This window comes from Xanthobacteraceae bacterium, from assembly GCA_019454205.1.
GTDB lineage: Bacteria > Pseudomonadota > Alphaproteobacteria > Rhizobiales > Xanthobacteraceae.
Genome location: CP075369.1, coordinates 2,392,626 through 2,405,278, shown reverse-complemented (window position 1 = coordinate 2,405,278; position 12,653 = coordinate 2,392,626). Strand labels below are relative to the sequence as shown.

The 12,653-nt window shown below is 63.3% G+C and carries 15 protein-coding genes; 7 read left to right on the top strand and 8 right to left on the bottom strand.

The window, feature by feature from the left end; translation table 11 throughout:
• Window positions 1–24 precede the first annotated feature (24 nt).
• Complete coding sequence (locus KF794_12105; GenBank protein ID QYK44507.1) at window positions 25–294, bottom strand: hypothetical protein; 270 nt, start codon at window positions 292–294, stop codon at window positions 25–27.
• A gap of 193 nt (window positions 295–487) precedes the next feature.
• Between KF794_12105 and KF794_12100 the strand changes: the two genes are divergently transcribed.
• Window positions 488–1,507 (top strand): NADP-dependent oxidoreductase, encoded by a 1,020-nt coding sequence (locus KF794_12100; protein QYK44506.1) that lies wholly within the window; start codon window positions 488–490, stop codon window positions 1,505–1,507.
• Window positions 1,508–1,580: 73 nt separating this feature from the next.
• Window positions 1,581–1,970 carry an endonuclease domain-containing protein gene (locus tag KF794_12095; GenBank protein ID QYK44505.1) on the top strand — a complete coding sequence of 130 codons (390 nt, stop codon included), beginning with the start codon at window positions 1,581–1,583 and terminating at the stop codon, window positions 1,968–1,970.
• A 6-nt stretch (window positions 1,971–1,976) separates the two neighbouring features.
• Here KF794_12095 and modC read toward each other — a convergent pair whose 3' ends face one another.
• The 6 genes from modC to KF794_12065 all read right to left on the bottom strand — a co-directional run bounded on the left by modC (window position 1,977) and on the right by KF794_12065 (window position 6,860).
• A complete protein-coding gene (gene modC, locus KF794_12090) occupies window positions 1,977–2,624 on the bottom strand; it encodes a molybdenum ABC transporter ATP-binding protein (protein ID QYK44504.1) in 648 nt (215 codons plus the stop codon).
• 3 nt (window positions 2,625–2,627) lie between these two features.
• Window positions 2,628–3,320: a molybdate ABC transporter permease subunit gene (gene modB, locus KF794_12085; GenBank protein QYK44503.1), complete on the bottom strand. Its 693-nt coding sequence runs from the start codon at window positions 3,318–3,320 to the stop codon at window positions 2,628–2,630.
• A gap of 17 nt (window positions 3,321–3,337) precedes the next feature.
• Window positions 3,338–3,544 carry a TOBE domain-containing protein gene (locus KF794_12080; GenBank protein QYK44502.1) on the bottom strand — a complete coding sequence of 69 codons (207 nt, stop codon included), beginning with the start codon at window positions 3,542–3,544 and terminating at the stop codon, window positions 3,338–3,340.
• Window positions 3,545–3,561: 17 nt separating this feature from the next.
• Window positions 3,562–4,368 (bottom strand): molybdate ABC transporter substrate-binding protein, encoded by an 807-nt coding sequence (gene modA / locus KF794_12075; protein QYK44501.1) that lies wholly within the window; start codon window positions 4,366–4,368, stop codon window positions 3,562–3,564.
• Window positions 4,369–4,546: 178 nt separating this feature from the next.
• Complete coding sequence (locus KF794_12070) at window positions 4,547–6,124, bottom strand: hypothetical protein (protein QYK44500.1); 1,578 nt, start codon at window positions 6,122–6,124, stop codon at window positions 4,547–4,549.
• Window positions 6,125–6,287: 163 nt separating this feature from the next.
• The gene (locus KF794_12065; protein QYK44499.1) at window positions 6,288–6,860 is read right to left on the bottom strand and encodes a DUF1134 domain-containing protein; all 573 of its coding nucleotides are present in this window, start codon (window positions 6,858–6,860) and stop codon (window positions 6,288–6,290) included.
• A gap of 168 nt (window positions 6,861–7,028) precedes the next feature.
• On the opposite strand from KF794_12065, the gene KF794_12060 reads away from it, so the two are divergent.
• Window positions 7,029–7,502 carry a hypothetical protein gene (locus KF794_12060; protein ID QYK44498.1) on the top strand — a complete coding sequence of 158 codons (474 nt, stop codon included), beginning with the start codon at window positions 7,029–7,031 and terminating at the stop codon, window positions 7,500–7,502.
• On the opposite strand, the gene cysQ is transcribed toward KF794_12060, so the two are convergent.
• Window positions 7,499–8,293: a 3'(2'),5'-bisphosphate nucleotidase CysQ gene (gene cysQ / locus KF794_12055; GenBank protein ID QYK44497.1), complete on the bottom strand. Its 795-nt coding sequence runs from the start codon at window positions 8,291–8,293 to the stop codon at window positions 7,499–7,501. The two genes, KF794_12060 and cysQ, sit on opposite strands and share 4 nt — an antisense overlap.
• Before the next feature lie 86 nt (window positions 8,294–8,379).
• Between cysQ and KF794_12050 the strand changes: the two genes are divergently transcribed.
• The 4 genes from KF794_12050 (at window position 8,380) to KF794_12035 (ending at window position 12,621) form a co-directional block, all read left to right on the top strand.
• Window positions 8,380–9,012, top strand: coding sequence for a histidine phosphotransferase (locus tag KF794_12050; protein QYK44496.1), 633 nt, complete (start codon window positions 8,380–8,382; stop codon window positions 9,010–9,012).
• A 153-nt stretch (window positions 9,013–9,165) separates the two neighbouring features.
• Complete coding sequence (locus tag KF794_12045) at window positions 9,166–11,781, top strand: hybrid sensor histidine kinase/response regulator (protein QYK44495.1); 2,616 nt, start codon at window positions 9,166–9,168, stop codon at window positions 11,779–11,781.
• A complete protein-coding gene (locus tag KF794_12040; protein ID QYK44494.1) occupies window positions 11,778–12,230 on the top strand; it encodes a chemotaxis protein CheW in 453 nt (150 codons plus the stop codon). Before KF794_12045 ends, KF794_12040 begins: the two co-directional genes overlap by 4 nt.
• A 25-nt stretch (window positions 12,231–12,255) precedes the next feature.
• Window positions 12,256–12,621: a response regulator gene (locus KF794_12035; GenBank protein ID QYK44493.1), complete on the top strand. Its 366-nt coding sequence runs from the start codon at window positions 12,256–12,258 to the stop codon at window positions 12,619–12,621.
• Window positions 12,622–12,653 lie beyond the last annotated feature (32 nt).

Here is a 12,653-nt window from a genome sequence, read left to right as displayed (position 1 = left end):
CGTTTTCCTTTTGAATTCCGCCGCTCAGCTTGCGGGCGCGTCTTCGGCCTTGGCGTTGCGCTTGATGTCCATGCCATGCGCGCGCTTGTAGGACTGGATGTCCTTGAACTTTCCGCCTGCGTCGCGGACTGCGTAGAGCTTCTTGCCCTTCGAGCTGTAGAGGACCGTGCGGCGGCCCTTCTTGCGCTTGGCTTTCTTCTTCTTGGCTTTGGGCGCAGCCTTCTTGGCCTTTACCTTTTTTGCCTTTTTCTTTTTGGCCTTCTTCGCCTTTTTCTTCTTTGCACGCTTTGCCATCTGGATTCCCCTTTATGGTCTGCCGCGAAATTCGGAATTCGTACATTAGCCCTTGCGTCCGATTCGCCGTCAACTGCATTTCACGGCCTTCCCCAATTCGATGGCGACGTATTTGGCAATGCGAAAGCTCTGACGCATACTCGCCGCCTCACAAAAACAGAACGAAGCCAAAGGGAGTTGGAAGCGTATCGCCATGTCCGCACAACAGAACCGCCGTATCGTCCTTGCCTCGCGCCCCGAAGGCGAGCCGAAGCCCGAACACTTCCGGCTCGAGACCGCGCCCATTCCCGAACCGAAGGAAGGGCAGGTGTTGTTACGGAATCTCTGGATGTCGCTCGACCCTTACATGCGCGGGCGCATGAGCGCGGCGAAGTCCTATGCCAGTCCGGTCGAGGTCGGGGAGCCTATGGTGGCAGGCACCGTCAGCGAAGTGGTCAAATCCAACCGCCCCGAATTCGTGCCCGGAGACATCGTGCTCTCTTACACGGGCTGGATGGACTACGCGCTTTCGAACGGTTCCGATCTGCGCAAGCTAGATCCGAAGGCCGCGCCGGTGCAGACCGCGCTGGGCGTGCTCGGAATGCCGGGCATGACCGCCTATCTCGGTATGCGCAACATCGGCATGCCGAAGCAAGGCGAGACCGTTGTAGTCGCTGCCGCCTCCGGGGCGGTCGGCTCCTTTGTCGGCCAGTACGCCAAGCTGAAAGGCTGCCGGGCGGTCGGCATCGCGGGTGGTGCCGACAAATGCAAATACCTCATCGACGAACTGGGCTTCGACGCGGCAGTCGATCATCGCGATCCGGACATGGCGAAGAAGCTGGTCGAGGCCTGCCCGAAGGGTATCGACGTTTACTTCGAGAATGTCGGGGGCAAGGTATTCGATGCGGTCTTCCCGCTGCTGAACGATTTCGCCCGCGTGCCGGTTTGCGGTGTGATCGCGAACTACAGCATGACGGCGCTCCCCGAAGGACCTGATCGTACGCCTTTGCTGATCCGCGCCATCCTGACGAAGCGGCTGACCTTCCGCGGCTTTATCGTATGGGACTTCGCGGAACAGGCCGGCGACTTCTATCGCGAGGCGGGCCAGTGGCTGCGCGAAGGGCGCATCAAGTATCGCGAGGACGTGGTGAACGGTCTGGAGAACGCACCGGAGGCGTTCATGGGTCTTCTCAAGGGCAAGAACTTCGGGAAGTTGCTGGTGAAGATCGCTTGATGCTTATGTATTATGCGCACCCTCCCCTGGACGGGGAGGGTGGCTTCGAGCGTAGCGAGAAGCCGGGTGGGGTGTGGCAAACGAAGTTGCGCGAAAACTTCGCAATAATCTGACTCCGCAGGAGCTTGCCGTGTGGCGACGCTTGCGAATGCTCAGGCATTCGCATGGCTTTCATTTTCGAAGGCAAGCTCCCATCGATCGTTTCGTTGTTGATTTCGTATGCTTTGAGAAACGATTGGTGATCGAAATAGATGGCGGTCAGCACGCGGCTGATACAAATATTCTAAAGGATATGTCTCGCGACGGTTACCTGAAGCGCCATGGATTTCGTGTGCTGCGCTTCTGGAATAACGACGTGAACGCAAACCTGGACGGCGTAGTCGAATCCATACTGCTCGAGCTACGCGCTCCCCCACCCCGGCGAGCTTTGCTCGCCGACCCTCCCCGCAAGGGGGAGGGTTAAAAATATTCAACGCCGCTCCACCCCCGTCACCCGCCCACCGTCGATCTTCACGATGGTCTGCGCCAGACGCTCGATCTCGTCGCGGGCGTGGCTGACATAAAGGATCGGGATTTTCGCCGCCGTCACCAGCCGCGTCAGGTAGGGGATGATCTCGTCCTTGCGTCCCGCGTCGAGGGAAGCGAGCGGTTCGTCGAGGAGCAGCGCCTGCGGTTCGGCCAGCAGCGCGCGGCCGATGGCGACGCGCTGGCGCTCGCCGCCGGAGAGTTTGCGCGGGCGGCGGGCGAGCAGCGGCTCTATGCCGAGGAGCGTGACGATCTCGTCGAACTGCGCGTCGCGCTTCCTGCCTGCGAGCCAACGTCCGAACATCAGGTTCTGCGCCACCGTGAAATGCGGGAACAGGCGGCTTTCCTGAAACACGATGCGCACGCCACGTTTGTGTGCGGGCAGGTCGATGCGTGCCTCGCTGTCGAACAACGTACGGCCGTTGACGACGATCTTTCCGCGCGCCGGACGAAACAAGCCTGCAATCGCCGCGACGATGCTGGACTTGCCCGAACCGGAGGGGCCGGACAGCGCGGTCACCATCGTTTCGCTTTTGAACGAAACGTCGAGATCGAATTCGCCGAGCGTGGCGGCGACGGAAACATCGAACATGCGTCAGCCTTCGATCCGCGCAGCGGTCTTGCGTGCCAGTATTTCCGAAATCACCAGCGCGCCGAGCGCGATGACCATGGCGACGGCTGCGAGCCGGAATGCGCCCGCGTCGCCGCCCGGTATTTGCGTGAAGGTATAGATCGCAGAGGGCAGCGTGCGCGTCTCGCCGGGGATGTTCGAGACGAAGGTGATGGTCGCGCCGAATTCGCCGAGTGCTTTCGCGAAGGAAAGCACGAGGCCGGCGAGGATGCCGGGCAGGGCGAGGGGCAGCGTCACGAGAAAGAAGGTCACGAGGCCATTCGCGCCCAGCGTGCGCGAGGCGTCTTCCAGGCGGCGGTCGGTGCTCTCTAGCGAAAGCCTGATCGCGCGCACCATCAGCGGGAAGCCCATCACCGCGGCCGCGAGCGCCGCGCCGGTCCAGCGGAACGAGAATACGAGGCCGAAGGTCTGCTCCAGCCATGCGCCGATCGGACCTTTGCGTCCGAACAGGATCAGCAGGATGTAGCCGGTGACGACCGGCGGCAGGACGAGCGGCATGTGCACCAGCGCGTCGAGGATGATCTTCCCCGGAAAACGCCAGCGCGCGAGCGCATAAGCCACGAACATGCCGAGCGGCAGGCTCGCCAGAATACCGATCGACGCGACCCACAGGCTCAGGCGGATCGCGTCGATTTCTTCTGCGGTAAATTCGAACACAGGTACGTCCGCGAAAATCAGTCCACGCCGACCATGACGTCGGAAGCCTTGATGATGGCCTTGACCGAGCTGCCGGTCTTCAGGCCGAGTTCATCCACGGCTTCGTTCGTAATCGACGCGGTGATGGTGGTGCCGCCGATGTCGATTTTGACGTGGGCGGTGGTTGCACCTTTGGTCACGGCAGTAACCTTGCCTGCGATCTGGTTACGGGCACTGATTTTCATGGTTTCCCTCCGCAAGTTTAGTTGGTCGGTGCGGTGACGAGCGTCGCGAAGCCGTGCTTCGTGAAAATCGCGCGCGCCGATGCCGAGTTGAGCGCCTTCAGGAAATCCGCCGCCTTCGGGTTCTTCGAGCTTTCCAGGATGGCGAACGGATAAATGATCGGCTCGTGCGTCCCGGCCGGGAAAGTGCCGGCGATGGTGACGCCCTTTTCCGAGACAGCGTCGGTGCGATAGACGATGCCGTAAGGTGCCTCACCGCGCGAGACGAAGGCCAGCGCCGCGCGGACGTTCTCGGCTTCGGCGATCTTGCCTTCCACCGACTTCCATACGCCGAGCTTTTCCAGCGCGGCCTTGCCGTATTTTCCTGCGGGGACGGTCGCGGTCGCGGCCATCGAGAGGCGGCCGTTGCCGAGCAGCTTCGCGAGATCGAAGTTGGGGGCGATTTTCACTTCCTTGACCGGAGCGTCCTTGCTCGCGATCAGGACCAGCGTGTTGCCGAGCAGGCTGATGCGCGTGCCCTTGCGTACGAGGTTCTTCTTCTCGACGTAGTCCATCCAGTCGAGGTCGGCCGAGATGAAGAGATCGGCGGGGGCGCCGTTCTCGATCTGCTTTGCGAGCGCGGAGCTGGCCGCATAGCTGATCTTCACTTCAACCTTGTTCGCCTTCGACCATTCGGCCGCGATCTCATCGAGCGCATTCTTGAGGCTCGCCGCGGCGAACACGACGATCGGCGGATTATCCTGCGCCTTGACGGGCGTGGTGAGGGGAAATGCAACAACGAACGCGAGCGCGCACAACGCAACGCGAAGCAGAAGCCGACGCTTCATGACAAAATCCTCCAGCGGCGCTTCCGCGCCTGGTTGTTTTCTTCTGAGAGCGCCGCGGCTTTCGCTCCATCGAGCGGCAGGCGGGCGAAAAACCGCCTTCTCCGGCGGGCCGCGCGCAGCGGCGGTATGACCTTACGCGGAAAGGGAGGCTGCCGCCAAGCGCTGCACGGGCGGCGGTTTAGCGCGGGCGGCTTTGCAGGTTGCGGATGCGCTGGGCCAGCGAAACGCGGCTGTCGCCGTTGGTGTCGCCATTATGGTGGCCGTTGGTCTGTGCGGCGTCGGCGGCCAGAATCCGCTCGATCGGCGAATCCACGCCCTCCATGTTGGCGACGAGGCGCGCGACTTCCGCCGCGACATCGTTGATGCGCTCGCGCAGCAGCGCGTTCTCGACCCGCTCCTCGGCCCAGCTTTTTTCCGCTTCGCTGCGCAGGTGCGCGAGTTCCGCGTCCAGCTTGCCGCGCTCCTCGCGCATCTGGTTCATCGCGCCTTCGAGCTGCGCCTTCTCGGCGCGCAGCGTTTCGATGGTCGCGTGGAAGGAGGCGCTGGCCTGCTCGATCTTGTCGTGCATCACGCGCGCTTCCGCGCGGTTGCGCTCGATTTCATCCAGCGCAGACGACAGCTTGCTTTCGCGCTCCGCGATCTGGGCCATCGCCTGAATTTCGGATTTCTCGAGCATGCGCTCCAGATCCGCTTCGCGGCTCTTGCTCTGCGCGAGGAGATCGGCCTCGCGCTTCGCCAGATGTGCATGCAGTTCCGCTTCGCGCTCCGCGAGACGTACGGCGAGTTCGCGCTCGCGCTTTTCGGAAACGTCGGAGGCCTTGCGCGCTTCCTCATTCAGTTCGGCGAGGCGTTGCGTGAAGCGTAATTCCATTTCGGCTTCGCGTTGTTCCGCGAGTTCGACGGCGTTGCGAAGCTCGCCGTTCAGTTCGGCTTCGCGCTCGGCCAGACGGTGCTGCAATTCCTGCTCGCGCTGCTCGGCCAGTCCGGCTGCCTTGTGCGCCTCGTTCTTCAGCGCCTCGATGTTTTCGGCGAGCGCTTCCGCCTCGCGCTTGCTGGCGGCGAACATTCCTTCCATTTCGCGCAGGCGCGTTGAGAGGTCCTCGACGTTGTTCTTTTCATGCGAGAGCGCGTCGGCCGCAGCCTGCGCGGCGTCGCGTTCTTCCGCGAGCCGGTGCTCGGTCGCCGCGATTTCGAGTTCGAGCGTTTCGATGCGCTCTTTCAGCGTGTCGCGCTGGGTGGTGAGCGCGACGATCTCGACCTGACGGCTGTCGGACTCGGCATTCACGCCCGCGAGCGTGCGTTCGATATTGGCGAGTTCGGTGTTCTTGGCGGCGAGGGCCGCTTCCGCCTCGCTCAGCATCCGCGATTTCGCGGCGAGTTCTTCTTCGGTCGAGTGGAGCTTGTCGCGCAGCGTGCGTTCCTGCGCGTCGAGCGCCATGATCTTCGCGGTCTTTTCCTCGACCTCGTTCTTGAGCAGGCGGATGCTTTCGCTCTTGCGGCCGATCTCGGCGAACTGTTCGGTGGTCTTGAACTTGAGCTGTTCGACGCTGTTCTCGAGGCGGCGCGTGCTCATCGCGAATTCGGCGCGGAGCTGATCCTTGTCGGCCTGGATCTCCGACATGGAAACGGGAATCGCACCCTCGATGCGCTTGGTCGTGAGGCGGACCGCGCGATGCCAGACCGCGGACAACACCACAAGCGCGATGAGAGAAGCGCCGAGAAAGCCCAGCGCGAAATACATGATCGCTTCGATCATGCGCCCGGCTCCATTTGTATGACGGTTTTATACGCTCGGATCACGCAACACCTGCCCCGTGGCGCGCACCATAGAACAAGGAAACGCCCGCCGCCACGGTCTGCGGCAGCGGGCGGCTTACGGAAACGCGAAATTGAACGGCGGCGTTAATGCCGTAATCGCGTCAAAGCGGATTCCACGTCGAAGTCGGGGTGAATTTCAGGTAGCCGACATTGGCCCCCAGCCGCAGTCCAACGCCGGAGCGGATCGGGACGATCACGACGCGGTCCCACGTTACCGCCGTCATGCCGAGGCCGCCCACGAAATAGGCCGAGCCGGAAATACCGACGTAACGGTTCCAGAGCGCATCGATGGCGGGCAGGTTGTAGACCAGCATCATGACGCGCGCGCCTTCGCCGCCCACGTCGAAACCGATGGACGGACCCTGCCAGAATACCCGGCGGTCGCCGGCATTGCGGGTGTAGAGCGTGCCTTCGCCGTAGCGCAGGCCGACGGTGATCGCGCCGCCGCCTTCCTCGCCGAGGATGTAGCCGTTGGGCTGGCCCCATTGCCGGGTCGCGCGCTCCACCAGCAGGGCAAGCTCGCGCGAGGTGGTGCCGAAGAAGCGGTGACCCGCGTCGACTACCTCGTTGTTGGAATAGGTCTGGCGATAGTTGTTGGGCTGGGGTTGTTGCGCGGACGCGGGAGCGGCAGCGAACAGCGCGGCAAGCACGAGGGGGATAGCCCGTAACAGCATGTTGTCTCTCCGGCAGATCGGTCGGGCCTATGCCTCGGCAGGAAATGCGCCCTTTTCAGGCCCGGAGCGGGGCCTTAACGGGCCGCATACCCACGCCACCTACATTCGCCGAATCAAAGCCCACGGCGCGGAGTCTCGCGCCTTTGGGCCGGGAAGGGAATCGCGGACATGGCGCGGAAGCTGGGATCGGGCGGACTGGCGTTGCTGTTGAGCCTGCTGTTCGGCATGGGCGCGCTCAGGGCCTCGACCACCGAAATGATTGTCAGCGATCCCAGGTCGGGCGCGGCGCTCTACGGCATCGACCCGGTCTCCTACTTCATCGAAGGCAAGCCGCAGGAAGGGCGAGACGACTACGAGCTGCGTTTCGGCGGACTGGTCTGGCGCTTCGCCAGCGCGGCCAACCGCGCCGCCTTCGAGGCTTCGCCCGCACTCTATGTCCCGGAATTCGGCGGCTACGATCCGCTCGCGATCGAGGAAGGCTATCCGGTGCCCGGCAACCCCGCGCTGTTCGCGATCGCGGGCGACAAACTGTTCCTGTTCTCCAGCGTCGAGCATCGCGAACGCTTCCTCGCAAACGTGCCTGCCCGCACCAAGGCGGCGCGCGCGCAGTGGGAAGAAGTGAAGAAGAAGCTGGTGCCCTAGAACGCGACGGCGGAAGCGACGAAACTTTCCGCCTCATAGCCTTCGCTGCGTTTGCCGTAATGCAGCGGCTTGCCTTGCGGCGTTCGCATGATGCCGCCTGCCGCCTGCACCAGCGCGTGACCGGCGGCGATGTCCCATTCGCTGATGGAAGCGAGCCGCGCATAGACGTCGGCCTTGCCTTCGGCGACGCGCGCGAACTTCAAAGACGAGCCGACCTTGATCGTCTGCGTGATGCCGCGCTGCTTCAGCCATGCCTGCGTCGCGCTGTCGGGATGCGAACGGCTGACGACTGCGACCGGCTCTTTCGGTTTTGGGCGAACCCGTATCTCTGTCTGTTCCGCCCGCGAAACTTCCATGCCCGGCGCAAGCGCGAGGCGGAACGCGCCGTTCGCGCCGCCGGCGAACAGTTCGGCCAGCGCGGGCGCATAGATCACGCCGAGCGCGGGCGAGTGGTCGATCAGGAGCGCGATGTTGACGGTGTATTCGTCGCGCTTTGCCATGAACTCGCGCGTACCGTCGATGGGATCGACGAGAAAGAAACTGCTGCCCGGCTTCACCTTCACGCCGCGTGCATAGGATTCTTCGCCGACCACCGGCACGCCCGGCAGCAGCTTCGCGAGGTATTCCTCGATGATCGCTTCCGCCGCCTCGTCGGCTTCGGTGACGGGACTGGAGTCCGGCTTGGAGCGCGCGACCACCCCGGCTGCAGCCATCTCGCGGATACGGGTGCCGGCGCGCGCCGCGGCTTCCACCATGCCGGCCAATACGCGCGCTCGCTCGGTTCGATTCATTTCCGCTCCGGGGTGATGCCGTGCCTTATCATGGCACTGCACGGCCCGCTCGACCAAAGCGCGCCGAATCGCATAGGGCTTGGAGCATGAGCGCTCCCGTCGAACTTTCCTCCCTCGATCTTGCGGCCCTGCTTTGCTCCAAGGTCTGCCACGACCTCATCAATCCGGTCGCGGCGATCAAGAACGGCTTTCAACTGGTCGACATGGACCAGAAGCCGGAGTCCCGCGAGGAAGCCTACAAGCTGATCCGGCAAAGCGCGGAGAGCGCGACCGCGAAGCTGGAATTCGCGCGGATCGCCTTTGGCGCCGCCGGTTCGGCAGGCGCGCAGATCGATGTCGGCGACGTGGCCGACCTGGCCCGCGGCGTGTTCGAGCCGGGGACCAAGGTCGCCTTCAACATCCCCAAGACGCTGCTTCCGAAAAACCGCGTGAAGCTGCTCCTCAACCTCATCGTCATCGCGGGCGCGATGATCCCGCGCGGCGGTACCATGACCATCGACCCGATCGGCTCCGGTGAGAGTATGGGCTTCACGGTGCGGGTCGAAGGCTCGCGGGTCGTGGTCCATCCGGCGGTTGAGGCGCTGCTCTCCGGCACGCCCGCCGAGACGGTCAACGCCCAGTCGATCCAGCCCTTCTATACGGGGGTGCTGGCCCGCGCCGAGGGCATGAAGGCGGTGCTTGCCGCCGACAGCGCAGGGGCGACGCTGAGCGCTCAATAAGCCCTTCGATTCAAGGGTTTCGACGGTTCAGGGCTACCGCTAAGGCGCCCCTGTTTTAAGCAATGTTAACCCCCCGCTACCCATACTGGCCGCAGCTTCGCGGACTGTGCGGGAAACGCGCGCAGGTCCGCTTTTTGGATATGCGCGGCCGCCATGAACGACCTGCTTCAGGAGTTTCTCGCCGAAACCAGCGAAAGCCTCGACGTCGTTGACGTCGAGTTGGTCCGGTTCGAGCAGGAGCCGAACAACGCCGAGATGCTGGGCCGCATTTTCCGGCTGGTTCACACCATCAAGGGTACCTGCGGCTTCATCGGACTGCCGCGACTCGAAGCGCTGGCGCACGCCGCTGAAACGGTGATGGGCAAATTCCGCGACGGCGCGCAGGTCACGCCGGAAGCGGTGTCGCTGGTGCTGGCGACCATCGACCGCCTGAAAGAAATTCTCGCCGAACTGGAAAAGACTCAGAGCGAACCGGCCGGTTCGGACGGCGATCTCATCGTGCAGCTCGAACAGATGGCGATTGCCGGCGTGGATGCGCCGCCGCCCGCGGAAGAAATCACGGTCGGCTCGCTCAGCCCGCAGGTGCTGGAGCGTCCACTGAAGCCCGGCGAAGTCTCGCTCGACGAACTGGAGCGCGCGTTCCGCGAAACGCCGGGTCCGGGCGAGGAAAAGGAAAAGCGCGACGGTTCTGACCGCCGCATGGGCGAGCGCCGTCATCCCGACACCGCGCCGGGCGGTGTGCAGACGTTGCGCGTCTCGGTCGACACGGTCGAAAAGCTGATGACGATGGTTTCGGAGCTGGTGCTGACGCGCAACCAGTTGCTTGAAATCGTCCGCCGTCATTCGGAGAGCGAATTCAAGGTGCCGCTGCAGCGGCTCTCGAACGTGACCGCCGAGTTGCAGGAAGGCGTCATGAAAACGCGCATGCAGCCGATCGGCAATGCATGGGCCAAGCTGCCGCGCATCGTGCGCGATCTCGGCCACGAACTCGGCAAGGAAATCGAACTGGAGATGCACGGTGCCGAGACCGAACTCGATCGGCAGGTGCTCGACATCATCCGCGACCCGCTGACCCACATGGTCCGCAATTCCGCGGACCACGGACTGGAAAGCACGGAAGATCGCCGCGCCGCCGGCAAGCCCGTGCACGGCACGATCCGGCTCTCCGCCTATCAGGCGAGCGGGCAGATCGTCATCGAAATCGCCGACGACGGCCGCGGGCTGAATACCGAGAAAATCCGCAAGCGCGCCATCGCGTCGGGCCTGATCGGCGAGAACGACCGGCCGACGGAAGCGCAGTTGCAGAAGCTGATCTTCGCGCCTGGCTTCTCCACCGCCGAGAAAGTGACGAGCGTTTCCGGCCGCGGTGTCGGCATGGATGTTGTGAAGACGAACATCGACCAGATCGGCGGCACCATCGACCTGCGCTCGACGCCGGGCCGCGGTTCCACGTTCACGATCAAGATTCCGCTGACCCTCGCCATCGTTCCGGCGCTGGTCGTCGAAGCGCATGGCGAGCGTTTTGCGATTCCGCAGGTTGCGGTGGTCGAACTCGTGCATCGTGGCGCTGGCAGCGCGAACACGGTCGAAACCATCAACGATGCGCCGGTGCTGCGCCTGCGCGACAAGCTCCTTCCGCTGCTTTCGCTTGGCAAGATGTTGAAGCTGCCCGGCGCGATGAAGGTGCAGGAAGAATCCTTCGTGGTCGTGATGCAGGTCGGTGCCAGCGTGTTCGGCGTCATCGTGGACGACGTGCTGCAAACCGAAGAAATCGTCGTGAAGCCGATGGCTTCCAAGCTGCGCCATATCAAGGTGCTCGGCGGCAACACGATTCTCGGCGACGGCTCCGTCATCATGATTCTCGACCCGAACGGGATCGCGGAGACGATCGGTGCGACGCGCGAGGAGCGCATCATCGACGACTTCGCGAAAGAGAAAGTGCAGGACGAAGACGAGGCTTCGCGTCCGGTTTCGCTCCTGATGTTCAGGGCGGGCAGCGACTCGCTGAAAGCCGTGCCGCTCTCGCTGGTGACGCGCCTCGAAGTAATCGACGCTACGAAGATCGAGCGCTCCGGCAATCGCACGATGGTGCAATATCGCGGCGGGTTGATGCCGCTGGTTCCGGTCGATCCGGCTTGCAAGCTGGTCAGCGAAGGCAAGCAGCCGCTACTCGTATTCACCGATGGCGGACGCTCGGTCGCGCTGATTGTCGACGAGATCGTCGACATCGTCGAGGACCGCCTCGAAATCCGCGTGGGAAGCGAGAGCGATGGCATGATTGGTTCCGCCATCGTGCGCGGGCAGGCGACCGAGATCGTCGATATTGCGCACTTCCTGCCGCTCGGCTTCGCCGACTGGTTCCACCGCAAGCAGGGCGGTGCGCAACTGCGCAAGCGCCTCGTGCTGGTGGATGACTCCGCGTTCTTCCGCAACATGCTCGCGCCGGTCTTGCAGGCCGCGGGATATGAAGTCGCGGTCTATGCCAATGCAAAGGATGCACTTTCCGCGCTGGATCGCTCAGGCAACGCCGATGTTATCGTGACCGATATCGAGATGCCGGACATGGACGGCTATGCCTTCTCGGAAGCGCTGCGTGGGAACGCGCGGCTCGCGCAAATTCCGGTGATTGGTCTTTCCTCGACCATCAATAACAATGCAGTCGTGCGCAGCGAGCGCGCGGGTATGGCCGGTTATGTCGCGAAGTTCGATCGCCGCGGGTTGTTGCAGGCGCTGAAAACGCTTTCCGTGGACATGCAGGAGGCCGCATGACCGCGAGCACGAACGAAACGGAATATGTGACCGCGTGGATCGCCGGGCAGTTGTTTGGCATTCCGATCCATCAGGTCCACGACGTATTCGAAATCGGCAAGATCACCGCCGTGCCGCTGGCGCAGCCCGAAGTTGCGGGCGTACTCAATCTGCGCGGCCGCGTGGTGACGGCGATCGACATGCGTCGCCGCCTCGGCATTGCAGCCGGCGAGAAGGCGGCGCGCATCGCCATTGGCATCGATTACGGAGGAGAAGCCTACGGGTTGCTGGTCGACTCGATGGGCGAAGTGCTGAGACTGCCCGCGGCGTCGCTCGACGCCAATCCCATCAACATGCCGGCCGGTTGGGCGCAGGTCTCCACGGGACTGCACCGGCTCGAAGACCGCTTGATGGTCGTGCTCGACATCGACCGCGTATTCGATCTGCAAACCGGCACGCTCGCGGCGTGAACGAAAGACGAGAAGGATATTCGAAATGAAACACTGTCTTATTGTCGACGACTCCAGCGTGATCCGCAAAGTAGCGCGGCGCATCCTGGAAAATTTCGGCTTCACCGTGATGGAGGCCGCCGACGGACGTCAGGCGCTCGACACCTGCACCAAGCAGATGCCCGATGCGATCCTGCTCGACTGGAACATGCCGGTTATGGACGGCTTCGACTTCCTGCGGGCGCTTCGTGCCATGCCGGGCGGCGACAAGCCGAAGGTGGTTTTCTGCACGACGGAAAACGACCTCGCGCACATCGCGCGTGCGATGCATGCCGGCGCGGACGAATACATCATGAAGCCGTTCGACAAGGAAATCGTCGAAGCGAAATTCCAGGAAGTCGGGCTGATCTGAGGCGGCGCGCGTCATCGCCGCCGCTTCACGTC

Bases quoted from the DNA above. Each gene is read 5' to 3' on its own strand.
- KF794_12050 (QYK44496.1), top strand. From the start codon at position 8,380: ATGAGCGCTCCCGTCGAACTTTCCTCCCTCGATCTTGCGGCCCTGCTT.
- KF794_12070 (QYK44500.1), bottom strand. From the start codon at position 6,124: ATGATCGAAGCGATCATGTATTTCGCGCTGGGCTTTCTCGGCGCTTCT.
- modA (QYK44501.1), bottom strand. From the start codon at position 4,368: ATGAAGCGTCGGCTTCTGCTTCGCGTTGCGTTGTGCGCGCTCGCGTTC.
- cysQ (QYK44497.1), bottom strand. From the start codon at position 8,293: ATGAATCGAACCGAGCGAGCGCGCGTATTGGCCGGCATGGTGGAAGCC.
- KF794_12065 (QYK44499.1), bottom strand. From the start codon at position 6,860: ATGCTGTTACGGGCTATCCCCCTCGTGCTTGCCGCGCTGTTCGCTGCC.
- KF794_12040 (QYK44494.1), top strand. From the start codon at position 11,778: ATGACCGCGAGCACGAACGAAACGGAATATGTGACCGCGTGGATCGCC.
- modC (QYK44504.1), bottom strand. From the start codon at position 2,624: ATGTTCGATGTTTCCGTCGCCGCCACGCTCGGCGAATTCGATCTCGAC.
- KF794_12060 (QYK44498.1), top strand. From the start codon at position 7,029: ATGGCGCGGAAGCTGGGATCGGGCGGACTGGCGTTGCTGTTGAGCCTG.
- KF794_12105 (QYK44507.1), bottom strand. From the start codon at position 294: ATGGCAAAGCGTGCAAAGAAGAAAAAGGCGAAGAAGGCCAAAAAGAAA.
- KF794_12035 (QYK44493.1), top strand. From the start codon at position 12,256: ATGAAACACTGTCTTATTGTCGACGACTCCAGCGTGATCCGCAAAGTA.
- KF794_12045 (QYK44495.1), top strand. From the start codon at position 9,166: ATGAACGACCTGCTTCAGGAGTTTCTCGCCGAAACCAGCGAAAGCCTC.
- KF794_12080 (QYK44502.1), bottom strand. From the start codon at position 3,544: ATGAAAATCAGTGCCCGTAACCAGATCGCAGGCAAGGTTACTGCCGTG.
- KF794_12100 (QYK44506.1), top strand. From the start codon at position 488: ATGTCCGCACAACAGAACCGCCGTATCGTCCTTGCCTCGCGCCCCGAA.